At 59.7% G+C, this 24663-nt stretch carries 21 protein-coding genes and 2 pseudogenes; 4 read left to right on the top strand and 19 right to left on the bottom strand.

Going from position 1 to position 24663, the window contains the following annotated elements; all coding sequences use genetic code 11:
• Positions 1 to 391: 391 nt before the first annotated feature.
• A pseudogene (locus AC1DDS_RS23140) lies at positions 392 to 724 on the top strand (integrase core domain-containing protein); the annotation flags it as partial.
• A gap of 78 nt (positions 725 to 802) precedes the next feature.
• Here AC1DDS_RS23140 and AC1DDS_RS23135 read toward each other — a convergent pair.
• The 7 genes from AC1DDS_RS23135 to AC1DDS_RS23105 all read right to left on the bottom strand — a co-directional run bounded on the left by AC1DDS_RS23135 (position 803) and on the right by AC1DDS_RS23105 (position 7588).
• Positions 803 to 1684, bottom strand: a complete 882-nt coding sequence (locus AC1DDS_RS23135) for a DMT family transporter (protein WP_477480997.1) — start codon at positions 1682 to 1684, stop codon at positions 803 to 805.
• Between the two features lie 13 nt (positions 1685 to 1697).
• A complete protein-coding gene (locus AC1DDS_RS23130; RefSeq protein WP_477480996.1) occupies positions 1698 to 3002 on the bottom strand; it encodes an NAD(P)/FAD-dependent oxidoreductase in 1305 nt (434 codons plus the stop codon).
• 51 nt (positions 3003 to 3053) lie between these two features.
• The gene (locus AC1DDS_RS23125) at positions 3054 to 3413 is read right to left on the bottom strand and encodes a cupin domain-containing protein (RefSeq protein WP_477480995.1); all 360 of its coding nucleotides are present in this window, start codon (positions 3411 to 3413) and stop codon (positions 3054 to 3056) included.
• Positions 3414 to 3427: 14 nt separating this feature from the next.
• Complete coding sequence (locus tag AC1DDS_RS23120; RefSeq protein WP_477480994.1) at positions 3428 to 4501, bottom strand: ABC transporter ATP-binding protein; 1074 nt, start codon at positions 4499 to 4501, stop codon at positions 3428 to 3430.
• 25 nt (positions 4502 to 4526) lie between these two features.
• Positions 4527 to 5309: an ABC transporter permease gene (locus tag AC1DDS_RS23115; RefSeq protein WP_477480993.1), complete on the bottom strand. Its 783-nt coding sequence runs from the start codon at positions 5307 to 5309 to the stop codon at positions 4527 to 4529.
• Positions 5309 to 6481 carry an ABC transporter permease gene (locus AC1DDS_RS23110; RefSeq protein ID WP_477480992.1) on the bottom strand — a complete coding sequence of 391 codons (1173 nt, stop codon included), beginning with the start codon at positions 6479 to 6481 and terminating at the stop codon, positions 5309 to 5311. Before AC1DDS_RS23110 ends, AC1DDS_RS23115 begins: the two co-directional genes overlap by 1 nt.
• Positions 6482 to 6559: 78 nt before the next feature.
• Positions 6560 to 7588, bottom strand: a complete 1029-nt coding sequence (locus AC1DDS_RS23105; protein ID WP_477480991.1) for an ABC transporter substrate-binding protein — start codon at positions 7586 to 7588, stop codon at positions 6560 to 6562.
• A 200-nt stretch (positions 7589 to 7788) separates the two neighbouring features.
• Here AC1DDS_RS23105 and AC1DDS_RS23100 point away from each other — a divergent pair, with 200 nt between their 5' ends.
• The gene (locus AC1DDS_RS23100; protein WP_477480990.1) at positions 7789 to 8385 is read left to right on the top strand and encodes a helix-turn-helix domain-containing protein; all 597 of its coding nucleotides are present in this window, start codon (positions 7789 to 7791) and stop codon (positions 8383 to 8385) included.
• A gap of 15 nt (positions 8386 to 8400) precedes the next feature.
• Positions 8401 to 8661: pseudogene (locus AC1DDS_RS23095) on the top strand (PBP1A family penicillin-binding protein); the annotation flags it as partial.
• A gap of 653 nt (positions 8662 to 9314) precedes the next feature.
• On the opposite strand, the gene AC1DDS_RS23090 reads toward AC1DDS_RS23095, so the two are convergent.
• Positions 9315 to 11177, bottom strand: coding sequence for an AAA family ATPase (locus AC1DDS_RS23090; RefSeq protein WP_477480989.1), 1863 nt, complete (start codon positions 11175 to 11177; stop codon positions 9315 to 9317).
• Position 11178: 1 nt separating this feature from the next.
• Positions 11179 to 11478: a DUF6634 family protein gene (locus AC1DDS_RS23085; protein ID WP_477480988.1), complete on the bottom strand. Its 300-nt coding sequence runs from the start codon at positions 11476 to 11478 to the stop codon at positions 11179 to 11181.
• 176 nt (positions 11479 to 11654) lie between these two features.
• Here AC1DDS_RS23085 and AC1DDS_RS23080 point away from each other — a divergent pair, with 176 nt between their 5' ends.
• Positions 11655 to 11924 (top strand): helix-turn-helix transcriptional regulator, encoded by a 270-nt coding sequence (locus AC1DDS_RS23080; protein WP_477480987.1) that lies wholly within the window; start codon positions 11655 to 11657, stop codon positions 11922 to 11924.
• Positions 11925 to 12082: 158 nt separating this feature from the next.
• Here the strand turns inward: AC1DDS_RS23080 and AC1DDS_RS23075 are convergent, their stop codons facing one another.
• The 10 genes from AC1DDS_RS23075 to AC1DDS_RS23030 all read right to left on the bottom strand — a co-directional run bounded on the left by AC1DDS_RS23075 (position 12083) and on the right by AC1DDS_RS23030 (position 24593).
• Complete coding sequence (locus AC1DDS_RS23075) at positions 12083 to 12349, bottom strand: hypothetical protein (protein ID WP_477480986.1); 267 nt, start codon at positions 12347 to 12349, stop codon at positions 12083 to 12085.
• Positions 12350 to 12854: 505 nt separating this feature from the next.
• Positions 12855 to 14108 (bottom strand): adenylate/guanylate cyclase domain-containing protein, encoded by a 1254-nt coding sequence (locus AC1DDS_RS23070; protein ID WP_477480985.1) that lies wholly within the window; start codon positions 14106 to 14108, stop codon positions 12855 to 12857.
• Positions 14105 to 14494: a response regulator gene (locus tag AC1DDS_RS23065; RefSeq protein ID WP_477480984.1), complete on the bottom strand. Its 390-nt coding sequence runs from the start codon at positions 14492 to 14494 to the stop codon at positions 14105 to 14107. Before AC1DDS_RS23065 ends, AC1DDS_RS23070 begins: the two co-directional genes overlap by 4 nt.
• Positions 14491 to 17526, bottom strand: coding sequence for a GAF domain-containing protein (locus AC1DDS_RS23060; RefSeq protein WP_477480983.1), 3036 nt, complete (start codon positions 17524 to 17526; stop codon positions 14491 to 14493). The genes AC1DDS_RS23065 and AC1DDS_RS23060 overlap by 4 nt, the downstream gene beginning before the upstream one ends.
• A gap of 261 nt (positions 17527 to 17787) precedes the next feature.
• Complete coding sequence (locus AC1DDS_RS23055) at positions 17788 to 18681, bottom strand: formylglycine-generating enzyme family protein (protein WP_477480982.1); 894 nt, start codon at positions 18679 to 18681, stop codon at positions 17788 to 17790.
• A gap of 77 nt (positions 18682 to 18758) precedes the next feature.
• A complete protein-coding gene (locus AC1DDS_RS23050) occupies positions 18759 to 19829 on the bottom strand; it encodes an ABC transporter ATP-binding protein (protein WP_477480981.1) in 1071 nt (356 codons plus the stop codon).
• A gap of 75 nt (positions 19830 to 19904) precedes the next feature.
• Entirely contained in the window at positions 19905 to 21353 is a 1449-nt protein-coding gene (locus AC1DDS_RS23045) for a sulfatase family protein (RefSeq protein ID WP_477480980.1), read from the bottom strand.
• Between the two features lie 31 nt (positions 21354 to 21384).
• On the bottom strand, positions 21385 to 22191 hold the full coding sequence (locus tag AC1DDS_RS23040) for a carbohydrate ABC transporter permease (protein WP_477480979.1): 807 nt from the start codon (positions 22189 to 22191) through the stop codon (positions 21385 to 21387).
• A 7-nt stretch (positions 22192 to 22198) separates the two neighbouring features.
• Complete coding sequence (locus AC1DDS_RS23035) at positions 22199 to 23149, bottom strand: carbohydrate ABC transporter permease (RefSeq protein ID WP_477480978.1); 951 nt, start codon at positions 23147 to 23149, stop codon at positions 22199 to 22201.
• A 10-nt stretch (positions 23150 to 23159) separates the two neighbouring features.
• On the bottom strand, positions 23160 to 24593 hold the full coding sequence (locus tag AC1DDS_RS23030; protein WP_477480977.1) for an extracellular solute-binding protein: 1434 nt from the start codon (positions 24591 to 24593) through the stop codon (positions 23160 to 23162).
• Between the last annotated feature and the right edge of the window lie 70 nt (positions 24594 to 24663).

The following is a 24663-nucleotide window of genomic DNA, read 5'->3' as shown; positions in this document are numbered from 1 at the left end:
CGACGATCCGTCCTCCGCCTGCTTCAGAACAAAGGCGATCTGCGCCTCCGAAAACTTCGATGCCTTCATGGAACTCTTCTCCTGTCCCCAGCGGGATCATAAGTGGAAAATTCCAGTTCCGATCGGCCTAAATTGGCGGGAGCACGTCAAAGCGGACAGACTGATTGTATGCCGTCGCGCGCAATTGGCCCGGCGGCTTCGCTTCCCATTTAGGTGGTTCAATAATTTTGCTGCGAATCCTGAAAGCGGTTGGTGTCGCCTTCTCACGAGACCTCCGCCCGGCCTGCCGACGGCCGGTCAGCTTACGCGCAGCAGCATCAAAGCGACGTGGCCGCTCTTCCCAGAGCTTTTGGTAGTCACGAGTAGGTAGCCAAATTGCACCCTAAGAGGGCTAGAAGATCAGTTCGCTTGTAGCAGGCGCTTCCGCGCCCTCACGCGTCGCCGCGACCTTACCTCGCTCCTCGAACGGCGCGGCAGGCCTGGCACGATCGTTTCCGACCACGGCATGGAGTTCACCTCCAACGCGATCCTGGCCCGGTTGAGGGATCACAAGGTCGAGTGGCACTGCATCGCACCAGGAAAGCCGATGCAGAACCGCTGGTGTCGAGTCCTTCCAACGGCCGCATGCGTGCCGAGCTCTTGCACGAAAGCCTGATCTTCGGCACAGATCATGCCCGCCATCGCCGAATGCACTCATTCGCTCGGATACCAGACCCCGGGCAGGCTATGTCGGGATCGTCGCCGCCGGATGAAAGTTCAATGGCAGGTAACCGACCACATCGGCAAACCCATCCTGAGCTAACTAGCGTCGCCAAGCTATATAAAGAGAACTGCAGATCAGGATTGCGACTCCGGCGAAGGTGATCTGGTCCGGAATCTCGCTGAAGAACAACCAGCTCACGAACGTTGAAGTGATGATTTCGATATAGGCGAAGGGTGCGACAAGGGACGCGTCTCCGTAATCGTAGGCCTTGATGATCAGATATTGGCCCATCAGACCGAACAGGGTCATCCCCAGCACCATCCCCCATTCGGAAAGACTCAGGCCATTCCAAGTCAAGATCATCAGGGGCCATGCCACCAGCACTGCGGTGAGATGGGTTTGAAAACTTAGAGTGATCGGCGAAACCCGACGCTGGCCACTTGTCCCCTTTTTGACCAGAATCACATAGCACGCCATCGTCACTCCTGACCCCAACGCGAGAAGACTTCCAATTTCCAGCGAGGTGTGGCTTGGCCGGATGATCAGAAGCGCTGCGCAAAAGCCGACGAAAAGGGCAACCCAGCGCGCTGCGCCCACTTTTTCCTTCAGAAACAGACTCGAAAAGAGCGTAACGAATAGTGGTTGAACGAAGCTGATCGCCACCGTGTCGGCGATCGACAGGTATTCGAGCGCTCCAAAGAAGCAGAAGCCGGAGCAGATGGAGAAGAACCCCAAGAGGAAGGCGTTTCGCCAGCCCTGCGGCGGTACGATCTCTGTCTGCCGACCGGCCAGCATGACCGGCAGCAGAAGAAGCGTGCCGCACAGAAAGCGCAGGAAGACGACCTGCATGGCCGAGATGCCGTTGACGACCAGAAACTTGGCCTGGACGTCAATCATCGGCACCAGCGCCATCGCCAACACCATCGTCAGAATACCTGCGCCATTGGTGCCGTGGCGCGCAGCGGTGACTTCGATCGACATGCCTGGGTGCCGTTCAGTCAAACCAACGTGCAGATTTGTCCAGAAGCCGGTACCAGCTACCGACTATTGGCAGGAACCACGGATGGCCGTTGTAGAAATACAGCCGTGGGAAATGGCTACCGATAACGCCACGATCGCTGTTGGGCACGCCGAGCATGTATTCCGCGATACGGTGACCTAGATAGGTCTGGTTCGAAATGCCGCCGCCGTTGCAGCAGGACTGATAGTAGATTCCGTCCTGCATCCGCCCGCCATGCGAACAGAAGTCATAGGCAAAGCAGACATTTCCATGCCAGGCATGGGACAGTCTCACCCCGCGCGTTTCTGGGAAGGTGTGTTCCATGAACCGCCGCAAACCCTCTGCGCCTTGCGCTTCGGTCGAGTTTCGGAACCGTGCGCGCCCGCCGAACAGTATGCGCTTTCCGTCTGGGGACCGGCGGAAATAATAAAGAATGTGCTTGGTGTCAGCGACCGCACGATTGTTGGGGATCAGGTTTTCCAGCAAATCGTAGGGCATCTCTTCGGTGGCAATCATGTAGCTTTGCACCGGGATCGTGCGCCTACGTAGCCAAGGCACCTCGGAGCCCACGTAGCCGTTCATGCCCAGCAGGATCTTATCGGCTTGGATTTCCACCATGGACTGATCCTGCACGCTCTCCAACAGTGCAACATGGCCCGGACTGCTTTTCCGAGCACCCTTGTAACGCCAACCGGTAAAAATGCGGACACCCAGTTCGCGCGCGCGGTTAGCAAGCGCCTGGACGTATTTTGCAGGATGGATCGTGCCGTGATCATGCCGGACCATGGCCCCAAGGTAGATGTTTGTTTTCAGAACCTTGTGGACCTGCGATTCCTCGAGGATTTCGAAATTCTGCCGTTCCTCCGGTGCTAGACGATTGCGCAGTTCGGATAGCTTGGCGACGTCCTTGCGCGTGTGTGCGCCCACAACACTGCCACTCAGGTTCAGGTCGATCGGGTCCTTCAATGATCGAGCGCGCTGGATCATGAAATTCATCGATGATCCGTAGTCGTCCATGATCTCTTTTGCTCGCTTCTCGCCGAAGCGAGCCGTCGCCTGAGCGAGCGTGAATTTCGCGGCATTGCCGATCTGACCGCCGTTGCGCGAACTGGCGCCTTCGCCGATCCGCATGGCATCGACCACAATGATATCTGTCTGCCCCGCCTCGGCCAGCGTTATGGCGGCCGACAGGCCAGTATAACCGGCCCCGATGATCAGGACGGAGCACTTTGTGTTGTCAAACCGACGCTCGCCGTGTTGCGGTTCAGCTTCTTCCCACCAGAATGGCGTGGTCTTCATAGTATCCCTCTATGATCAACGGTGTTTTGCAATTCCTGCCGAGGCAGGGCTTTAATCGGTCAGCCGCGTCGTGAAATAGATCTTCTTGACCGTGTTAATGGTCTTCCAACTGCCGGTGAATCCCGGTTCCATGACGACCAGGTCGCCTGGTCCAAATCGTCTGGGTGTTTCTGAGCCGTCCTCGAAAACGTCGATCTCTCCTTCGAGAATGTAAAAGCTCTCAATCAGGTCGTCGTCGCGAACAACCCGGTGGTGCCCGGGGGTAGCCGACCAAACGCCGGCTGCGATCGGGCCTTCGATGAGCTGCCACGACTGGAATTCCGGCGATCCTTCAAGTACCCGGTCCAACTGGGGCAGACCGGATTCTCCTCCGCCAAGGTTACCGGTCTGCGCCGATTTGAGTTTGCTCATGGGGCGTTTTCCTCCTAGTTAATTAAGATGCTGTCCATTGCATCGAAAGCGATCTGCACCGGCGCGCCGGGTTGAAGCGCCCCATCCCTGGCGCTGCCATAGGTCAGCATCACGCGACCGCTGGGCAACGAAATGGAATAAAGCGCGCGATCTCCGGAATAGGTCGAGGCCGCCACCGCCCCGGTCAGCGTAACGCCGCCCGTAACTTGGGCGGCATCACCAACAAGACCAAGGCGGATGTCTTCAGGCCGAATCACCAAATTCGCCCTGCCTTCACGGGTGGCGCCACCATCTGTCTTGCCCAAGGAAAGGCGGAATTCATCGGTGGTGAATTCCAGCCCCTTTCCATTCCTGCTGATACTGCCTGCAAAAATGTTCGACTTGCCGATGAAATCCGCTACGAAACGCGAAGCTGGCTGGCGGTAGAGGCGGTGACCCGTGTCGTATTGTTCGATGCGGCCATGGTTCATCACAGCGATGCTGTCGGACATGTGCATCGCCTCTTCCTGGTCGTGAGTGACGTTGATGAAGGTGGTGCCCAACCTATGATGGATGTCGCGCAACTGGTCCTGAAGATCGACGCGCAGCTTCTTGTCCAGGGCGGACATTGGTTCATCGAGCAGCAGAAGGTCCGGTTCGAACACAAGAGCCCGAGCCAATGCGACGCGCTGTTGCTGGCCTCCTGACAACTCGTGCGGCTTCCGACGGGCGAATTTCTGAAGCTGGACAAGCTCAAGCATGGATGTCACCTGCGCATAGATTTCGTCGCGGCCCTTGCGACGAACCTTCAGCGGATACGCGATGTTGTCGAAAACCGTCATGTGCGGGAACAGCGCATAGCCCTGGAAGACGAGTCCAAAATTCCGCTTTTCGGGCTTGAGCGCGGTAATGTCGCGCCCTTCGAGCCGGATTACGCCGCGGGAGACTTCCTCGAACCCGGCAAGTATTTTGAGCAAGGTCGTCTTGCCCGAACCGGATGGCCCCAGCAGCGTGACAAAGCTGCCTTTCGGAATACTCAAAGATACATCGTAAAGGGCCTGCACCTGGCCGAACAACTTGTCGATGTTGCAGATATCGATGAATGCCATGAAGAGTCTCCGTCGAGTCCGGAATTTAGTGCTTGTGCGGCTTGTTCAGGCGCTGGAGCCAGAACATCAGCGAGAGTAAGGCGAAGCTTAGCAATGACAGGAGAAGCGCCACGACGACCAGGGTCGGTTGCAGCTTGTCACGCAGACCAGCGAACAGCGTCACTGGCAAGGTGGTGGACTCGGGTGAGGCCAGGAAAAGGGCCACGACGACCTCGTCAAACGACGTCGTGAAGGCAAAGAGCCCGCCGGCCAGGAAACCCGGCGCCGCCAACGGTAGGGTCACGTGCCGGAAGCGATGACTGCGCGAGGCGCCGAGCGAGGCTGCGGCAAGGTCAAGATCGGGGTGAAGTCCGCGCAACGACGTCATCACCGACAGAAAGACGAGCGGCACCGCTAGGATCGAATGCGCAAGAACGAGTCCCCAGTAGCTTCCTGACAAGCCGATGCGGCCAAAGGAATAGGCGAAGGCCACCCCGACCACGATGGACGGAACGACCAGGGGCGAAACGAAGAGCGCGGTCAATACGACCTGCATCCACCGGCTGGTCAGCATCACGCCCGTCGCCGCTAGGCCGCCGATCAACAATCCCACGACCGTTGTCCCGAGCGCGACTTTCGCACTGTTGACAAATGATCGAGTCCACTGGTCCTGAGTGAAGACCTCTGCAAACCATTTTAGCGAAAAGCCTTCTATGGGGTAGGTAAGGAACGAACTTTCATTGAAAGCCAAAGGCATCACCAACGCGAGCGGGACGACGAGAAACGCAAGAGCCAATAGGGTCGAAATCCAGAAGATCACGCGTGACATCAGGCTTGCGCTCCCTTGCGGCTGACCAACCAGCGAACTGTGCCGTAGATCACGACGAGCACGAGGACGGTGGACAGAAGTAGAACCGACAAGGCCGATGCCATGCCCCAGTTCAACGACCGTTTTACAAAGTCGGCAATGTAGAACGACAACATCTGATCCTTCGGTCCGCCGGTCAGCGCAGGGGTGATGTAAAAGCCCAGTGCCAGGATGAATACTGTGCCCCCGCCCACGGCCACGCCGCGCAGGGTCTGCGGGAAATAGACCCGCAGGAAAGTTTCGATCGGCCCCGCTCCCAAGCTGCGCGATGCATCGACCTGAGACTTCGGAATGGTGCGCATTACGTTCATCATCGGAATGATGGCAAAGGGCAAAAGAACGTGCGTCATCGCGACGATCGCGCCGAAGCGGTTGAAGATGAGTTGAAGAGGTTCGGCTATTGCGCCGGTCCACAGAAGGAAGGTGTTCACCAGCCCCGCGGTCTGAAGCAGGATCACCCAGGCCGTCGTTCGAACCAGTATCGAGGTCCAGAAACTCAACAGGACCGCAACCAGAATGAATGCGGCCAGTCTTCGCGGTGCATTGGCGACGGCAAACGCCAAGGGATAACTGATGAGCAAGGTGACGATGGTAACCTGCACTGCAATTACCAGTGTGCGGAACATGATCTGCAGGTAGATGTCATCGCCTCCGGTGGTAACCCTCCCGTCGTCCCCTACGACCAGTCCGGTTGCGCGCTGGAAATGCCGCCAGGTGATGGTGGCCGAATTCTCATCGATCACCGCCCAGTACTTCGCCTCGGCCCATCGGGGGTCAAAAGCGACAAAGCCGGCAACATCTGGCTTAATATCAGCGGACTTGCGCGCAGTGTTCAGAAACAGCGTTCGAAATCCACTGAGTTCCTGATTGAGCTCCCGCGCGACGGTCGCTTGCTGGCCGGAGGTCATTGCCTGCATGTCGGCAAGAAGAGCAGCGGCGCGTAAATCGGGATCGCCGGAATCGGCGTTACGATAGTTCGATAGGCTATGCCCCAACGCACCGTTCTCAAAGCTGAGCGAGATGACCGAGCTGATCGGCATGATATACAGGAAGATGTAGGTGGCGAGCGGAAGGACCAGCAGGACGAGGGCCGCCAGCCTTGCGCCGCCCGGTTTGCGGGAAGCCGCGATCATTCGGATCACCTTTCCGGTCGGTGCCCCCCGGCGAGCTCACGCCGGAGGAGTATGTGGGGGGAATGTGCGTTGTGCGGTCTACTGGGTAGACCAGCGATTCCAGCGCTCGGTCAGTTCGTCGCGATTGTCGATCCAGAAAGCGTCTGAATAGAAGGCCGCATCCTTGATGTTGTCACCCGCCGGTAGGCCGGCGAGGATCTCGGGCGCAAGGTGCTCCCCTGCCGCGGTATTTGACGGACCATATGGCATGAGCGACGAGAACTTTGCCTGGTTTTTTGGGTCGTTGACCGTCTTGATGAAATCCGTCAGGTTTTCCGCGTAGGGAGAACCCTTGACCATGGCCCACCCGTCCATGTTCACCAGATGGTTCTTCCATACGAATTCGAGCGGCTTGCCCTCGCGTTTGGCCATGACGAAGCGGCCGTTGTAGCCCGTCGACATCGCCACGTTGTTGCTGGCCAGCCATTCCACCGGCTGCGCGCCGGATTCCCAGAACTGCAGCAAGTCCCTGATCTTGTCCCACTGCGCAAACGCACGATCTACGCCCTCGGGTGTCGAAAGCACCTTGTAAACCTGACCTGGCGGCACGCCGTCCGCCATCAGGGCGTATTCGAGGTTCATGCTTGGGCTGTTGCGAATGCCGCGCTTGCCGGGGAACTTCTCGCGGTCGAAGAAGTCTTTCCAGTCCTGCGGCGGCTCGGCGAAGGCTTCGGCGTTATACCCATAGCCATTACCGATTACCACATTGCCGACACCACATGTCGTCGCGGCACCCGGCAGCAGATTGTCCTGACCGATAGCTTCCCAGTCGAGTTCCTCAAGCAGGCCTTCGTCGCAGGCCAGTTGCATCTCGTCCCCACTCATGATCAGAAAATCCCAAGTGACATTGCCGGTGTCGACCATGGCCTTAATTTCGGCCAGCCCGCCCAGATAGGTGGTCTCGACGAGTCTCAGCCCATGTTTTTCCGTAAACGGCTCGAAGTAGGCTTCACGCTGGGCGTCCTGATAGTTACCGCCCCAGCCGGCGATGGTGAGATCCCGGGCCGTGGCAATGCCAGAGACCGAAATGATCATCGCACACAACGTCGCAACCTTGATGGCTCTCATGATGTTTCCTCCCAAAATCCGCAAGATCTTGCGTGCCAAGAGCGGTCACGGCTGCAGGCTCCTCCAAGCCTTTGTTGCAAATGGACAGCTCGGCAACAGATTATGGCCACGTTAAAATAAGTGTCAATAAATTTTAATGCTTGTAAAACAATCTAAGTTTGCTTACATTCATAGTGATGCGCAAGCCTGAAGGAATGCTGATGCGATCAGAACTGAATTCCCACGAGTCGCATGGCGACACGGTGAAGGTTGGAGAGACCCTGCGGCTGCGCCGGCAAATGCGCGGGCTGTCACTTAAGCAGGTCGCCGAACCAGCCGGGATTTCGGTAGGCATGTTGAGCCAGGTCGAGCGTGGACTTGCCGCGCCATCAATAAAGACCCTGCGCGCGATCTGCGCCGCGATGGACATGCCGGTCAATTGGCTGTTCCATTTGGACGGAGAGCAAGAAGGCCGGGCGGCCGAATACATCGTACCGCGGAGCGCGCGACGCTCGTTGACCTATCACGACGGAACGCTGGTGAAGGAACTTCTGACCCCTGACACGCAGCCAGACATCCAAATGCTGCGATTTGTGCTCAGTCCCGGCGCCTCCTCTGGAGAACCCTACTGCAATGCCGAAGGCGGCAAGTGCGGCATCGTTCTGGCCGGCACCTTAGGCCTCGAGCTGAACGGCTCGAAATTTGTTATCAATACCGGCGACAGTTTTGCCTTTCCCGCCACGACGATGGTGCGCTTTTGGGCGGTAGGCGATATTCAGTGCGAAGTGATCTGGGTCGTGGCCCCCGCGACGGTTTGAAGGGCGGTGGTCTCGTTCGTCGGCTTCACGGAACCCCTCGTCGCCGGCGTATGGGTGGGCAATGACGATGATATGCCGATGCGGAGTCACAGGTGGGGCCTTGCCGGCACGTATTTGGCGGGACTTCATGCGGGAGGCGGATGGCCGCCCCTGCGGCGGATGGGGCGCGACGGGAACCGGTTTTCGGCGGCCAAGCCGCACCACAGTCCTGTAACATCACTGGTCAGACTGCACCTACCAGCCTATTCTGGGGGACGGCAGCTTTGCGAGAAATGATGCTGTTTCACAAAGGCCATCGGCGCGGCCCCGGCGCCGTCACGCCGCTGCCAAATCGATGTCTGCTTCCAGGCAGGCGTGATTACGGCTCCTACGTCCGATGAGGGGCGCAAAGCGGACACGTGCAGATGTCGCATTTGGACCCCCATTGCGGTAATTCAAGCGACCTGCGTTCCAGCCCTTGAACTCGCTCGACCACTTCTGATGAGCAGGAATTTAGCTGAGCGAAGTTCGAGCACGAACGCGAAGTCATTAGAGTCCTCAGGAACTGTGCCCGACCCAGCACCGCTCTACCGACTTATGCTAAGCCTCACTGCACGAATCCTTCGAACCGGGAGAGGGGTCGCAACAGCGCTCCGGTACTCGCCGCCTCTTCAGCGTTTCTCTGCGTTTCCCTTGGGACACGATCTTGCGCCCGACTTTGGCCGGCTCGAATTCCGCCTTTGACAGCGCTTCGCCAAACGACTCGTTGGCGTCTGCCGTTTTCCCGATCGGGCCGACGTCCCCGGCTTTGCCTGCGGCATGATCATCGTGTGGCATGCCAGTTTCCTATTTCGCCAGCCCGCGATCGCGAGGGCGTGGCCGGACAGGTTCGCACCTGTCCGAATCCATATTTCCCCGTTAGGAGCTGCCAGGCGGGACGTAGATGCGAGCTAGGCGGCATCCGCCGTCGCCCCGCGCTCAATCCTTACAGAACGGTGGTTGACCGCATCCGCCGCCAGAGAGGCCAAACGGTCCCGCTCGCCGGTGAGCATTGCAAGGACTCGATGATATTGGGCCGCGACTATCTCACTGACTTCCTTCTCAAGGTTTTCGGGCAATCCTTTCTCGTCCAGCTCTTCAACGGGGCCGATAAAGATCGGCGTCGAACCGAGACCGTAGGAGCCGACCAACCGCCGAGCTATCGACGAAGCCCGCTCGATATCGCTGCCGATCGCGCCGCCTGAGCCCAGCGACCGATCACCGAACACCGCCGCTTCGGCGGCCATGCCGGCCAGCGCCACTGCCATGCGGTTGAGGAGGCTCGTTTCCGTCGGGACGTGGTCTTCCGTCAATTCGTATGAAGTCAGCCCGCCAAGGTATGCTTGAGCCGATGATTCAAACGAGTCCTTGATTTCGATGGTGGCGCTGGTCGCGTATCCGACCGCAAGCGAGACCAACGCATGACCGGCTTCGTGCACCGCCAGCCGAAGCAAGTCCTGTGGTGTGTAGCGTGTCCGTTTCGGAAGCTGAGCGCTCAGATCCCGTAGTTCCAGCCCTCGATCCTGATCGCGGGCGGTCTTCCGCGCATCGCGCACGATCTTTTCCAAAGCCGCGCCAGACTTGCCATCCAAATGTTCGGCAATCTCGGCCAAGGATTCGAGCGGCAAGCTTCCCTCCACGTGGTAGTCCAGGATCTCGGTACGTGTGATTTTATCCGGAAGCGGCTGGGAGAAATGCTGTTCCAGCCGACCGGCGCGCAATATCGCGGGGTCGATCCAGTCCGGAAAGTTCGTGGCGCCAATCACCACGACACCCTCGCCCAATCCCGTCAGCAGGCTCAGAAATTCGTTAAGGACGATCTGCCAATAGTGGTTGCCGCGGCGTCCGGTGGGCTTGCTCGTTCGGCTGCCGATGCTGTCGAGCTCGTCGATGAAGAGGACGGCCCCTCGACCGTCGTTCGCATCCTCGAAGCAGCTTCTCATCGCCATCAGCGTGTCGTCGAGGGCTCCGGCCGACTGCCATTCTCCGATGGTCGTCGAGATCAGCCTCAGTCCCAGTGCGCTCGCCAGCGCGGCCGCGAAGAACGTCTTGCCTGTCCCGGGAGGGCCGGAAATCAGCGCGCCACCACCGACCTCCTGCCATGGCAACTTGCCTTCGCGCCATCTGGCCACGTCGGACCGTAGTCCTCGCGCCCAGAGCTTCGCTTCGTCGTATCCCGGCAGCTCGAAAAGGCTTGGTCCTTCTGCGTCTGGACGTTCCAGCTCTTCGAGCGTGGCGACCTCCTGAGTTCCGAGATCGCTTTTGAGGATAGCGGCAAGCACAACGTTTTGCCGTTTCGGAGCGAGCAGAGCGGCATGCTGGTCGGAAATCGGAGGTCTCCCCGAAAGGCGACGCGCGGCATGAATGTGGCTTGCGGTCGGAGGCTTGACAAACATCACCGCCAGGGCAGCAAACCGGACGTCCTTTGGGACCTCGTTGATGTGCTTGGCAATCAATACCGCCAATCCCTCGAGATCGAACACCGTCACGGGCTCGTGGGCCTTGCCCTTCTTCCTGGGCGGACTGGCGAGCCGTATCACGGCACGCCGCGACACCCACTCCTCCCGGTCGGCAGCGATCACGTCGTAGGCAGCGACCTCATAGTCATGTGTTCGATAGCCGGGCGGAACCACGAAGATGACAAACCCAGCGGAGCCGGGACGCAGCGGTCGGCCGGCTTCCTTCAGAGCTCGACGCAGGCCACGATAGGCGATGTAGGTGGCGGGTTTCTTGATGAGCTGGCGGAATTGGACGTCAAAATCCTTGTCTCTCATGTCAGTGCCCCTGACGCACGGCACCGCCGAGCCGGTACCAGCGGTTCATCGTACGCGCCAGTCCGAGCTGCGGATCAAGGAAGAAGAGCTGGCTGGTGACGACCTTGTTCCCGTCGGGCAGACGGGGATGGCCATGAACCACTCCGCTGAGAGCGTGCGACCAACCAAGGACAAGTTTATGGTCGCTCAGCGCCGGGGCATCGGCAAGGACAGAAGATATGTCCAATGTGCCGTCATCGAGCTGCCTGAGATCGTCAAACAATCGCCGGGTCGTCGCCGGGCTGTCGAATCGAAAGGTCAAAGATCCATTCCTTCGTGGTTATCGTTCGCCGGGGCCCTATAGCACGCAGGTTCGATGGCGTCACCACCGACGCCTTGGGCGTCGTTCATTTTTTGAATCCTTGATTTCCCCCTCCAGAAAGCGATCTCAAGTTATGAAGGATTGCTCGGTCTCGTGACACGTGCGATCTGAAGTGGATGATCGCACCGCCCAATGTCCTGCGCGCCGCGCGCGAGCTGCTCGGCCTGAAACAAGTGGAAGCCGCCGAGGCGGCAGGAATCTCGAGGCGTACGATTCAACGTCTCGAGTCAGGCGAACTCGATCGGACGCGTGCGTCGATCTTGCTCCAGACCTGTTACGAGGAGCAGGGTGTCGTGTTTATGCGACCGGCGAGCGGGCAAGGTTGGGGGCTGATCGATAATTCGCAGGGGACCAAGGCTGGCAGGCAAGATTCGATCGAAGGGTAGCGGCCGCCTCGAATCCGGGACTTAGGGCCCTATTCCGCACGCGCATCCAACTCCGCGCATTTAGAATTCAGTTCGGGATTCTTCCGTTGATCTGTGCTCGTCTAGCTTTGGCGAAGCCCTGCGCATGACCACGGGCTTGAACCGTGGACCCGCGCCGATTAACGAAAATGCGTGGGAGAAAGCTCCCCTGCCGCGCCCGGGAGGGCGCCGATGATCTGCTGCATGTTGCCGCCAAGATCCAGCGCGTCCGCATCGATAATCGCCGTGAGGTGGTTCAGCCACGGCTCGAAGCCCTCCGCTGTTTTTCCGAGGTAGGTGACACTGGTGGTAGATCGCTCGCAACTCTTCCGCCGCGGATCGGTTCGCTGCGTTTGCTCGCAACGTTGGATACGCTTTCGAAAGGCCGCTGACCGGCGTCTGGCCATTGGTTGTTCTGCAGCCGCGCTGGGGCGGGAGGGCATGGCCTCCTCGGGATCTTCCAGCAGTCGGGTAGGGCCTTTTCTATGACAACGGAAGTGGCAACGCAGATGACATCGGAAATGGCAACTTCGGGCACGGCGACCGTGAATGCGCCTGGACGCTTCCGATCCCCTCGTTTCGAATAATGCTCATTTAGTTCATGACGTTGCGATGTTCCTGCACGGCTACGAACCCTCCTGGGTGTTTGCCTCGCACGCCTCATAACCGCTTGGTTGGGGGTTCGAGTCCCTCCGGGCCCACCAAAATTCTTTAAAATCAATAACTTGCAGAGTGGTTAGCCAGGCGGCTTAGCCACGCGGCTTTTGCCCTGAATGCTCTTGGGTCAACCGAGACATGGGATCGCGAGCGAGTCGGGAGGGGGCCAATTATCGGACGATGGATGCGTGCACCAATTTCTTCAACGGTATAACCGGCATTACGCCCGCCATGGCGATGCGTCTGCAAAGCGTATCAATTTTTGAGATCGATGGTCGTGCTGAATTCGCCGTTCATCAGTCGCTTCAGGTGAAAGCCGGCAAGCGGGTCCTCGGGGTTGCGACCAACCAGTGCAGCGAACGAAGCCACGGCACGAGGATCGCCGGTCTCCAACTCTTCGAAGGCGGCCATGTACGCCTGTGTTGCGGCACTGGCATAGCTTTCGGCCTCAAGCGGCTCGAAAGCGCGGATCGGCTTGGTCCTGCCTCTGAGCAGGAGGTCGCCAACCGGGCGGCCGCAGAACCGCTGCATGTTCGCTGCGAGGCTGGCACTCACGCAGATGCGGGTGCCAAGCGACTTGTTGGCCGCTTCCAAGCGTGCGGCGACATTGATGGTGTCGCCGTAGGCGCTGTAGTCGAAGAACCTTCCTCCGCCGAAGTTGCCGACCACGGCCGTGCCGGCATGCGCGCCTATCCGCGTGTGGCCAAGGGTTATTCCCTTCCGACACCAGTGTTGGCGGAAAGACCGTGCGAAGGCATCAAGTGCAAGTGAACAGGCGATCGCGCGACTGGCATGGTCCGGCTGCTCGACCGGCGCGCCGAACAGCACGTGGAGTGCGTCGCCAATGATCTTGGCGACGGTACCGTCATGGGCGAAGACTATGTCCGTCATGCCGACGATGTAATCATTGAGGAGTTGACCGAGCACGTTCGGCTCGATCGTTTCCACCAGCGTCGTGAACCCCGTCAGATCGGTAAAAAGCGACGCAACTTCCCGGCGCTTTCCGCCAAGATCAGGGGCATCGGCGCTCCTGGCCAGGCGTTCGGCGAGATTTGGCGAGAAGTAGCGGGAAAGCGATGCGCGCGCCTGCTCGGCCGCCGACTGCCTGCGCTGCGCCTCGCGCAGCGCCTCAACGTGGTGGATCGTCTTGACGATCGTCGCCTCCAGGTCGGGAAAATCGATCGGCTTCGTTATGAAGTCATATGCGCCGCGGTTCATCGCGATCCGGATATTGGCCATGTCGCTGTAGGCGGAGACGATTATCGTGGACAGATCCTCGTCCCTCTGCCGAAGCTTCGCCAGCAGCGACAGACCATCCATACGCGGCATGTTGATGTCGCTTAGCACGATATCGACGTCGGTGTTGGCCCCAAGCACGGCCAACGCGTCGATGCCGTCGCGGGCGAACAGGAAACGCAGCGTGCCGTCGCGAATCTCTTTGCGGAACTTCTGGACGAGGAGCATCTCCAGGTCCGGCTCGTCGTCCACAACGAGTATGTTCGTGCTCATGCGGCGCGCCCAATTCGGATGTCGATTTCTTCCCGCAATGCGACAAAGTCGATCGGCTTGGTCAACAGCGCTTCTGCACCGTTTTCGATGGCCCTTCGTTTCGTGTCCGGATCGCCATAGGCGGTAATCATGATCACTGGCACGTCAGGCCGCAAGCTCCTCGCCTTGGGCAGCAATTCGAGCCCGCTCATCCCCGGCATGTTGACATCGGACAATATGAGAATGAGCGTCACGTCGGCCGCATTGGCGATCCGCTCGAGTGCTGACGCCGCGGATTGGGCAAACTCCATCAAAAACCGACCTGTGCGCAGGTCATGGCGGAACTGCTGCTTGAAGAGCAGCTCGATGTCAGGTTCGTCATCGACCACCAGGATAAGAAGGCTCATGATCTGCCCTCCGGTATCGCTATGACGGCCGCATTCCGCGGCAACCGGATGCGAAACTCGGTGTATCGGCCAGGTTCCGTGTCCATTACGATCGTACCGGCATGTTGCTTGACGATGATATCGTGGCTGAGCGAAAGGCCGAGGCCCGTTCCCTCGCCAGCAGGCTTGGTCGTGAAGAAGGGATTGAATATCCTTTCCCGCAGCTCCGCGGGAATGCCGAGGCCATTGTCGCGGATAATGATCTCGACGCTGTCGCCGAGATTTCTGGTCAGCGCTGCAAGCGTCGGCTCGTAACCGTCGCCCCGCTCTGACGCGGCGCGTTTGCTGGTTGCATAGAAGCCGTTGGAGATCAGGTTGAGAAGCGCGCGCGTAATCTCCTGCGGATAAAGGTCGATCTCCCCGGCTGTCGGATCGAGCGATTTCTCCAGCGTGATGTTGAAACCCTGCTTTTCGGCTCGGGCCCCGTGATAGGCGAGACTGAGGCTCTCCTCGACGATGGCATTGATATCGGCTGGTCGGTGCTCGCTTGCGCCCTGACGCGAATGCAGGAGCATGTTCTTGACGATCGAGTCCGCCCGCTTGCCGTGCTGGATGATCTTTTCAAGGTTGCCCTTGAGCATCGCCGTGCGCTCGGCAATCTCAGCGCGCGTCGCGTCGTCGGTTGCCGCGCCGTCGAACAGTTGCTGAAGCTCGTCGATCAATTCGACCGACAACGCCGAGAAATTGTTGACGAAGTTCAGCGGGTTCTTGATCTCGTGCGCGATGCCGGCAGTGAGTTGTCCGAGCGAGGCGAGCTTTTCCGTCTGGATCAACCTGTCCTGGGCGGTTTTGAGTTCCTCGAGCGAGCGCGACAGTTCCTCGGTTCTCGCCTGGACTTCCTTAAAGAGACGCACGTTTTCGATGGCGATAACGGCCTGATCGGCGAAGGTTGACGCCAACTCGATCTGCTTGTCGGTAAAGGGCCGCACGGTCGTGCGGGTTAGTGCGAGCACCCCGATTGGTTTTTTTTCCCGCAAGAGCGGCACCCCAAGCACGGTGCGGAATCCGCCAAGTCTTTGTGCCTCCGGCATTGCGTACTCCGGATCAGCGAGGACATCGGCAACCTGGACTGGTCGGATTTCGTGAAGGGTTCGCCCGACGATGCTCGCGCGGCCCGGCTCCAGCGGGAGAGCTCGAAAATAGTGGTCGAATTCCTGCGAGAAGCCGAAACCTGCGACAGGGTAGTGGGCGTCTCCCATCGGTCGGGTCATCGTCGCCATGTCCGCCTCGCAAAGGCGTGCAGCAGACGCGACCAGGGTATCGAGCACTGCCTGCAGGTCGAATGCGGAGCGGCTGATGATTTTCAGGACCTCAGCGGTCGCAGTCTGCTGCTCCAGCGCTTCGGACAGCTCTGCCGTTCTCGCCTTCACTTCGTCGAACAGTCGCACGTTCTCGATCGCAATGACGGCCTGGTCGGCAAAGGTCTGGATGAGCTCGATCTGCTTCCTGGTAAACGGCCGGACTTCGGTCCGACGAATGACGAGGCCGCCGATCGCTTCGCCCTGCCGCAGCAAAGGAACTGCCAGAGTTGTGCGGTGGCCCATGCGAACCGCCATCTTGTATCCGTCCGGAAAATCATCGGGCACGGCGATCATATCAGGCACATGGACGGGACTTCGATCAACCACAGCTCGCCCAGTCACCCAGCTCCGTGCCACAGCCCAGCCAGGGAAATCGATCGGAATTGGGCCATGGTGTGCTCGCAGGTGGAGCATGTCTCCATGTTTGAGGAATATCGCCGCGTCGTAGGCCTCGCACAATCGCGCGGCGGACTCGACTAGCGTGTCGAGGACGGTCTGGAGGTCGAAGGCCGACCGGCTGATGACCTTGAGAACATCGGCCGTTGCCGTTTGCTGTTGCAGCGATTCTTTCAGCTCGAGGTTCCGTTCCTCCAAATCGGTAAACAGCCGAGCATTCTCGATGGCTATTCCTGCCTGGTCGGCAAAAGTCTTGAGAAGTGCGACCTGGCGAACGGGGAACAACCCCGGATCGGGTCGTGCGACGACAATGGTTCCGATCGGAACACCCTCGCGCATGATCGGTACAGCCACCACGCTTCGGTAGTTCGAGGATTGAGGACCGATGACGGTATGGGCCGTGTATTCGGGATCGACGCGCCAGTCCTCTATCTGCTCCACCGATCGGCTGAGGATCGAACGCCCGGCGGCACTGCCTCGATGCGGCGGGGCTGGAGGCACTGCGCCTTCCGGTTTCAACCCGTGATGCGCCACGAAATGCAACAATTCGCCATCGTAGCGAAACACGTGGCAATGTTGAGCGCCGCAAAGTCGGGCGGCACGCTGGGCGATCGTGTCGAACACCGGCTGTCCATCGGTGGGCGAGGTCGAGATGACGCGCAGGATTTCGCTTGTTGCAGTCTGCTGTTCGAGGGCCTCGGTGAGCTCTTGGTTGCGTGCCCTGGCCTCATTGGAGTGCCGAACGTTCTCGATGGCGATCACCGCCTGATCGGCGAACGTTCGCAGCAGATCGACCTGCCGCTCTGGAAAGAAACCGATCTCGCGCCGAGTCACGACGATCGATCCGACCGGACGCCCCTTCCACAAGAGTGGTACGCCAATAGCGCTGTGGTACGCCACGATCTTCGCCAGCGGCAACCCCTGATAATCAGGGTCAGTAAAGACGTCGGGAATCTGCTCGATAACACCGCTGATAGAGACCCTTCCCGTGACGTTGCCTCTATTGGGTTGCTGCGGGAACATGGCACGTACCGCTTCGATGCCCTCGCGCGAAATGCCGTGATACGCAACTGGATGTAGAAACTCTCCATCAAATCGAAATACGAAACAAAATTCCGCCGCGCATAGCCTTGCTGCGCTCTCCGCTATCGCGTCGAACACCGGCTGTACGTCGTCCGGTGAGGTCGAGATCACACGCAGAATTTCACTCGTCGCCGCCTGACGTTCGATCGCCTCGGCAAGCTCGCGCTTCAGCAGGTTTACTTGATGCCTGAGGCTGAGGTCCGAAACCTCCATTTCTGCCCCCTCGGTCTACAGCGACGCGCTCGGAGAGGACCCCCAGCGATCCGCATCGACATGCAAGTGATCAACAATCAACTTCGGCAGAAGGAGAGAATAGCCTATCTGACCAGCGGTGACGAGAGAATGCGATTGCCGTCGAAGCAGGGCAATGCACTGGCGCGAAGCGGACGAGGATCGATGACCGCAGGCCCTTAGGGTGTCGATTGGCGGGTGCGTCCCTTACTGACACGGCGACGCAATCGTGCAGTCGCAACGTCAGTCGAAGACGATGCGAAACCCGATGTGCCCGCAGGAGGTGCCAGGCGTATTGGACGTGCGTGCGGCATTGCGGTACCGGTAGCAGTAGGAGCGGTGGCACAAATACGACCCGCCCTTCAGAACCTTGCGGTTTTCGCGGCGCGCGATCAGATTTCTTTCCCGCGCAGCCTTTTTGAGCGACCGAACTTGAAAGGCTTCGGCGCACCATTCCCAAACATTTCCCACCATGTTGTAGAGGCCGTAGCCATTTGGCGCGAAGCTGTCCACGGGGGCGGTGCCGGCAAAGCCGTCGGCAATCGTGTTCTGTGTCGGGAAAGTTCCCTGCCAGATATTGCAGCGTTCCGCACGAGCATCTGTGGGTTCCTCGTCGCCCCAAGGGAAACGCTGCCGTTCCAGCCCACCGCGAGAGGCGAACTCCCATTCCGCCTCCATCGGCAATCTGCCTCCAGCCCAGGCTGCGAGCGCCGCAGCGTCATTCCACGATACGTGCACCACCGGATGGTTTTCACGACCTGCTATCGTCGAGCCTTCGCCTTCCGGTGCGCGCCAGCAGGCACCCGGCACGTTGCGCCACCAGGAGGTTCCTGGCGGGGACAGGAAATGTCGATGCGTGTTCCCGAGAAAGGCGAAGAAGACGTAGGACCAGCCCAGCCGTTCGGCGTCGGTCACGTAGCCCGTTATCCGGACAAATTCGCCGAACCACTCGTTCGTGACCGCAAACGGATCGATCGAGAACGATTTCACGGTGACGGTGCGCGACGGTCCTTCGCCGTCCAACGGCAGAAGCTCCTCATCGCTGCCCATCGCAAAGGGCCCGCCCAGAAGCCGCACGACCCGCGCAGGCGCGGGGTGGCGGCCCAGGACCTGCGGTATACCAGACGGTGCCGACATCGGTATCGCCCTTGCGTTCGGTTGGACGCAGCACGTGCTCTGCTGCTGGACGCCTGTGGCGCGTGGATCAGACGCGCTCAACCGTCAAGCCTCCGACCGGATTGCTTGTCGAACAGATGGATGCGTTCCGGTTGCGGCGAAAGCGACAATCTGTCCCCCGCTCGCGCAATCGGCCGCTCGCGCGTCAGGACATTCCAATGAGCGCCGGCAAAGGCGACGTAGAGCAACGTCTCCGGCCCGGTCGGCTCTATGACCAGCAATTCGGCATTCGCGCCATCTTGCGTGATTTCGACATGTTCGGGCCGAATCCCGTAGACGAGGTGGCGTCCTTCGGCGAAGGCGCGATTTGGAGGCAGTGGCAGCACCGTGCCGTCTTCGGTGACTGCCCTTGCCAAGCCGTTGTCGTGGCGAACGGTCACATCGACAAAGTTCATGGTCGGCGAACCGATGAAGCCGGCAACGAACAGATTTTCGGGCCGATCATAGATTTCCAGCGGAGCCCCGACCTGTTCCACGCGTCCGCCATTCATGACAACGACGCGGTCGGCCATCGTCATCGCCTCGATCTGGTCGTGCGTGACGTAGATCGAGGTGGTCCGCAATCGCTGGTGAAGCTCCTTGATTTCCGCACGCATCTGCACCCGCAGCTTGGCGTCGAGGTTGGATAGGGGTTCGTCGAACAGGAAAAGTTGCGGATTGCGCACGATCGCCCGTCCCATGGCGACGCGCTGCCTCTGCCCGCCAGAGAGTTGGCGGGGGTAGCGGTCGAGATAGGGTTCGAGGTTGAGGATTTCCGCGCTCTTGCGAACCGCTCTCTCGCGCTCCTGCTTGTCCGCTCCCCGCAGCTTGAGGGAAAACGCCATGTTTTCGCGTACCGTCATGTGCGGATAGAGCGCGTAGTTCTGAAAGACCATGGCGATGTCGCGGTCGCGCGGCGGCACGGAGTTGATAAGGCGACTGCCAAGCGTAATGGTACCGCCCTGAATTTCCTCCAGGCCGGCGATGAGCCGCAGAAGCGTGGATTTTCCGCAACCGGATGGGCCCACCAGAACCACGAACTCACCATCGGGAACATCGAGCGAGACGCTCCGCAGGACAGGCTCTGCGCCGTAGGATTTTTCTATCTTCTGAATTGCGACGGAGGACATTTCTACTCCTGGGATTGCGCCCGCCGCTATGCGTCGGGCGACTGTGGTGACAACTGTGGGTACCCTGTCGCCGGGTCAGGCGAGGACGGGGATTTCTCCAGGTGCCGGCGTGTAGGTGAAGCCCTTGATCTGTTTCACGGCTTCACGACCGCCGAGCGCGTCGATCCGCCTTTGCTGGTCGGCAAAAGCCTCCGCGGTAACGGCCGCCGGATCGCAGATGGCGGCGAGCCGCCGCGCGCCTTCCTCCAGGATGTCGCTGTAGGCCGGTTCGCTGGCGAGATCGTTCTGCTCCTTCGGGTCGCTTTCTAGATCAAAGAGCTGCGGGCGATAGCCTTCGTAATGAACGTATTTGTAGCGGTCCCACCGCACCATGAAGATGCCGGTAATGGCGGCTGTGGCGTGGTACTCGCTGAACACGGTGCGGTCGGTGTCGTCCTGTTCGCGGGCGATCTGCAAAAGCGATCGCCCGGGCAATCGCGCGTCCTCGGGGTGCGCCTGCTCGCCGACCGCTTCGACGATTGTCGGAAAAACATCCACCAGTGACACGTTGGTCCGCACCCGCTTTCCTTCTGGCACGCCCGGACCCTTCAGGATCAACGGCACAGCTGCCGATTCCTCGTACATGTTGGACTTGCCCCAGAAGCGCCGGTTGCCGAGATTGTCGCCATGGTCGGCGGTGTAGACGACCACTGTGTCCTTCGAGAAACCTGTTTCCTCCAGTGCGGCCAGCAGACGTCCGACATTGTCGTCCTGGAACGAGACCATGCCGTAATAAGCGGCAAGCGCTGTGCGGATGTGGGCCTCGTCTCGGAAGTGGCTGTCATAGTTGATGTTTTCGCGCATGGCGGCGAGCACCGGATGGTCGCCCGCCAGGTCGCGCCCGGTCGGGAATGGCAACGAATCCAGCGGATAAAGGTCGAAGAACGCGGGCGGCGCGACCAATGGAAAATGCGGGCAAACGAAGGAGACGAACAGCGCCCAGGGCTTGTCGCTGGACTTTTCGGCGGCTTGCCTCAGCCAGCCGATCGCCGCGTCACGGATGTCCCGATCATATTGCAGGTACGTGCTGTCGCCGCGTCCCGCGTCGGTCGCCAGCTTGCTGACGGCACGGCGGGGATGGTCGCGGATGATGCCCGAAATATCGCCTTGCCCGTTGAGGATGTGCAGCGGCAGGATCTGATCGGTAAAGCCCGTCGGGTCGGACGGGTCGCGATAGTGCAGCTTGCCGACCGACACGGCTTCGTGTCCTGTTTGTTGAAGCCTGTGCCCCCAACTCGGCTCTTGCCCGGTATAGGGGCGCGCATTGTCCCAGTGGCCGGTCTGGTGCACGTAGCGGCCGGTGGCAAAGCTTGCCCGGCTCGGAACGCAGATCGGGTCGTTGCAATAGGCGTTCTCGAACAGCGTGCCCTGTGACGCCAACCGATCAAGATTGGGAGTATGCACGATGGTGTTGCCATATGCGCCTAGCACCTGCTTGGCGTGCTCGTCCGCCATGATGACGAGAATGTTGTTTGCTGAGCTCATGAAGAAGTCCTGTCCTTGCTTTTTGGAGATGTCATTTTGAGATGCCGCCGATCGTCAGGCCGGCGGCCATCTGCTTCTGGGCGAACATCACCAGGAGGAAGCCTGGGATGGTGACGAGGGTCGCCGCGGCCAACATTGCCCCCATGCTGCCGGTGTCGGGGCTGGCGAACTGGAAGACCGAGACCGGCGCGGTCTTGACGTCCATGCCGCCGAGGACAAGCGCAAACTGGAAGTTGTTCCAGGAGAACACGAAGCAGAGGATGGCCGTTGCGATGATGCCTGGCCGGCACAGGGGCAGCACGACGTGCCAGAAGGCCTGGACGCGGCTGGCGCCGTCCATCAAGGCCGCGTCTTCCAGGTCCTTCGGAATATCCTCGATATAGGCGATCAGTATCCAGACCCCGAAGGGAATGGTGATCAGCAGGTGCGCGAGAACGAGGCCGGGGATCGTGTTGATGAGGCCCGCCTCCCGAAACACCAGCCACAGCGGGATCAGCATGGTGATGTATGGGATCATGCGGGTGAACAGGATCGCCAGCGCCAGCTTGCGCAGCTTGTAGCGGGCGATCGTGTAGGCGGTCATCAGTCCACAACCGATGCCGATGATTGTGGCAATTCCCGACACCACCAGGCTGTTGGTGATGTTCTCGACCAGGTCCGACTGTTGGATCACGTCCCGATAGTGCATCAGGGTCGGCTCGAAAAACCACACGCCAGGCTCGAAGAACAGGAAGTCGGGTTTGAACGAATTCCAGACCATGAACACAAAAACGAAGGTGAAGGGGGCGATCACCGCGATCGCGGCGGCATGCAAGACAAGCGTTCTGAAGTGGAGCATGACGTCCTCAATACGACCAGCGGCGGGCGCGTATTTTCAAGAGCAGCGCCTGGATGAGCAGGATGAAGGCAAAGAAGATGACCCCCTTGGCGGCAGCCATGCCCAGTTGCGAATAGGAGAAGGCGTTGAGATAGATGTTCATGTTCATCGTTTCGGTGGCTCCGTTCGGACCGCCTTCCGTCATCGTCATGATCGAATCGAACTCCTTGATCTCGATGATCGAGCGCAGCACCAAGGCGACCACGATGTGCCCGCGCATCAGCGGCAGCGTCACGTGGATGAAGGACTGAAAAGCACTCGCGCCGTCGAGCTTGGCTGCTTCGAACGGCTCGTCCGGAAGTGACTGGAGCCCGGCAAGCAGCAGCAGCGTCATGAACGGGGTCCATTGCCAGACCTGGACCACGATCAGCGAGGACATGGCCCAGCGGGGATCGCCGAGCCATTCCACCGACGAAAGCCCGAGCGAGACCAGCCAGTAGTTCAGCGGGCCGAACGAACTGTTGTAGAGGATGAGCCAGACAAGGCTGATCGCCGTCGACATCGCCAGCATCGGCAGCATGAAGATGCCGCGATAGAACCTGTTGCCCTTGAACTTCTGGTTGAACAGCAGGGCAATCGCAAAGCCGATCAAGAACTGCAGGATCACCGAGCCACCAGCGAAATAGATCGTCTGGAAAATGGCTGTGATCCAGCGCTCGTCACGAAAGGCGCTGACATAGTTGTCCAAGCCGACGAACTGCCTCTGGTCGGCGAGATAGAGATGCCAGTCGGTAAGGCTCGTGTAGACCACCATGATCGCCGGAATGGCGACCAGTGCGCTCAGCACAGCGACCGTGGGGATGTTGAAGATGACCGCAAGGTTGCGATCGACCCATTCCAGCGCCGCCCTTGCGGGCCGAGCCCGTTCCGCGCGCGGGAAAGCGCGCACGGAAGTGCCATGAAATGCCTGCTCTACCATCGGTCAGGACCTAGTTGGCCAAGCCGATCAACTCGATCGGGCGACGTTGGTCTTCGATTGGAGCCGACGGCTGGCCAGTTTGCTCTGGTCCCGTGAACGGGCTGTTCTTCTCCGTCCTTGCGATCAGTTCATCGACGATTGCAGCTTGCTTGGCGGCTTCCGCCTCGATCGCGGCGCGCGAGCCGTCGCGTATGGCGACGTCGATGACTTTGCCGACAGCTTCGCGGACTTCGTTGATGGCGATCGCCGGCGGCTTCGCCAGCGCCCGGCCATACTGGACCGCGAGGCGGCTGGCTTCGCCCCAGGCAGGCGACGGCGCTTGGTAACTCGGATCGACCCAGGCCGACTCACGGCACACGGGAGTTCCGTTTTTCTGCGCATAAAGGAGCTGCTCCTTGCCGGTGATCCAGGCGAGGAAAAGCCAGCTTGCATCCTTTTTCTGCGAAAAGCTCGATATCGCGAACGAGGTCGTCGGAATGTTCGGATAGCTGCCGGCGGGACCGCGAGGAACCAGGATCGTGGTCGCATTGCCGGCGATCCGCGAACGCGCCGGATCGTTGAAATTGTAAATGTAGAAGTTCAGTTCGGACAGGATGGCGACCTTGCCGGACGCAAAGAGATTTGCGTTGGCGGCGTGTTGATTGGTGAGCGCGGCCGGCGGTGCGTACTCCCGGATCAACCGCCCGTAATATTCGAAGGCATCGATCGATTCCTTCGACGCGAAGTTCGCGGTCTTGACGCCATTCTCCTCCCTGAACCAGGAACCGCCGAAGTTGCGCAGGTAGGTTCCGAAGCTCGCCGTGGCTTGCAGACCTGCGCCGCGGGAAATGAAGCCATAGGTCTCGACGTTTCCGTTGGCGTCGCGGATTGTCAGCTTCTTCGCGGCCTCCTCCAGTTCATCGAGCGTTTCGGGGATCTTGACGCCATGCTGCCAGAACAGGTCCTCGCGAATGTGGAGAAGCTGTGCCTGGGCCGAAAAGACGAGGTTGTTGAGCGGAGCATCCTTCACGACCTTCGTGGTGGCCAGGCACCCCTTCGCCCAGTCGCCCGGATAATTGTAGTCTGCCGGGGTAAGCGCCGGATTGGCTAGATAACCCTCGAGGTTTTCCAGATAGCCGGCGACGGTGTAAGCACCGCCGCGTTCATCCATCTGGACGTTGAAGAAATCCACGCTCGGATCCTTGCCCGACAGCACGATGTCGAGCTTCTGACGTGCCTGGCTGTCGGCAAGCTTTTCAAGCCGGACCGTAATCCCGGTCAGATCCTCGAATTCGCGCAACTGCGGTTCGATGTAAGCGCTGACCAAAGGCCCTTCGTTCAGGATACCGTTGATCGTCTGGCCTTCAAATTGCCGCCAGTTGAACTCCTGGGCGGCCGCAGATGCCGCGTTCCCGAGCACGAGTGAGATCGCTGCACCTGCGATGAGGCGTGATGGAATATGCATCGTCGTTTCCCCAATTGATGATTTCTATAAAATTAATGGGAAATCGAGCGTTGGTAAGGATCGATGATCT

It is taken from the genome of Mycoplana sp. 10N416 (assembly GCF_056394765.1).
Note: the sequence above shows the minus strand (reverse complement) of the source record. Positions and strands in the feature narration are given on the sequence as shown.

Excerpts from the sequence above, each read along its gene's own strand:
- AC1DDS_RS23135 (WP_477480997.1), bottom strand. The coding sequence starts at position 1,684 with ATGTCGATCGAAGTCACCGCTGCGCGCCACGGCACCAATGGCGCAGGT.
- AC1DDS_RS23130 (WP_477480996.1), bottom strand. The coding sequence starts at position 3,002 with ATGAAGACCACGCCATTCTGGTGGGAAGAAGCTGAACCGCAACACGGC.
- AC1DDS_RS23125 (WP_477480995.1), bottom strand. The coding sequence starts at position 3,413 with ATGAGCAAACTCAAATCGGCGCAGACCGGTAACCTTGGCGGAGGAGAA.
- AC1DDS_RS23120 (WP_477480994.1), bottom strand. The coding sequence starts at position 4,501 with ATGGCATTCATCGATATCTGCAACATCGACAAGTTGTTCGGCCAGGTG.
- AC1DDS_RS23115 (WP_477480993.1), bottom strand. The coding sequence starts at position 5,309 with ATGTCACGCGTGATCTTCTGGATTTCGACCCTATTGGCTCTTGCGTTT.
- AC1DDS_RS23110 (WP_477480992.1), bottom strand. The coding sequence starts at position 6,481 with ATGATCGCGGCTTCCCGCAAACCGGGCGGCGCAAGGCTGGCGGCCCTC.
- AC1DDS_RS23105 (WP_477480991.1), bottom strand. The coding sequence starts at position 7,588 with ATGAGAGCCATCAAGGTTGCGACGTTGTGTGCGATGATCATTTCGGTC.
- AC1DDS_RS23100 (WP_477480990.1), top strand. The coding sequence starts at position 7,789 with ATGCGATCAGAACTGAATTCCCACGAGTCGCATGGCGACACGGTGAAG.
- AC1DDS_RS23090 (WP_477480989.1), bottom strand. The coding sequence starts at position 11,177 with ATGAGAGACAAGGATTTTGACGTCCAATTCCGCCAGCTCATCAAGAAA.
- AC1DDS_RS23080 (WP_477480987.1), top strand. The coding sequence starts at position 11,655 with ATGATCGCACCGCCCAATGTCCTGCGCGCCGCGCGCGAGCTGCTCGGC.
- AC1DDS_RS23075 (WP_477480986.1), bottom strand. The coding sequence starts at position 12,349 with ATGGCCAGACGCCGGTCAGCGGCCTTTCGAAAGCGTATCCAACGTTGC.
- AC1DDS_RS23070 (WP_477480985.1), bottom strand. The coding sequence starts at position 14,108 with ATGAGCACGAACATACTCGTTGTGGACGACGAGCCGGACCTGGAGATG.
- AC1DDS_RS23065 (WP_477480984.1), bottom strand. The coding sequence starts at position 14,494 with ATGAGCCTTCTTATCCTGGTGGTCGATGACGAACCTGACATCGAGCTG.
- AC1DDS_RS23060 (WP_477480983.1), bottom strand. The coding sequence starts at position 17,526 with ATGGAGGTTTCGGACCTCAGCCTCAGGCATCAAGTAAACCTGCTGAAG.
- AC1DDS_RS23055 (WP_477480982.1), bottom strand. The coding sequence starts at position 18,681 with ATGTCGGCACCGTCTGGTATACCGCAGGTCCTGGGCCGCCACCCCGCG.
- AC1DDS_RS23050 (WP_477480981.1), bottom strand. The coding sequence starts at position 19,829 with ATGTCCTCCGTCGCAATTCAGAAGATAGAAAAATCCTACGGCGCAGAG.
- AC1DDS_RS23045 (WP_477480980.1), bottom strand. The coding sequence starts at position 21,353 with ATGAGCTCAGCAAACAACATTCTCGTCATCATGGCGGACGAGCACGCC.
- AC1DDS_RS23040 (WP_477480979.1), bottom strand. The coding sequence starts at position 22,191 with ATGCTCCACTTCAGAACGCTTGTCTTGCATGCCGCCGCGATCGCGGTG.
- AC1DDS_RS23035 (WP_477480978.1), bottom strand. The coding sequence starts at position 23,149 with ATGGTAGAGCAGGCATTTCATGGCACTTCCGTGCGCGCTTTCCCGCGC.
- AC1DDS_RS23030 (WP_477480977.1), bottom strand. The coding sequence starts at position 24,593 with ATGCATATTCCATCACGCCTCATCGCAGGTGCAGCGATCTCACTCGTG.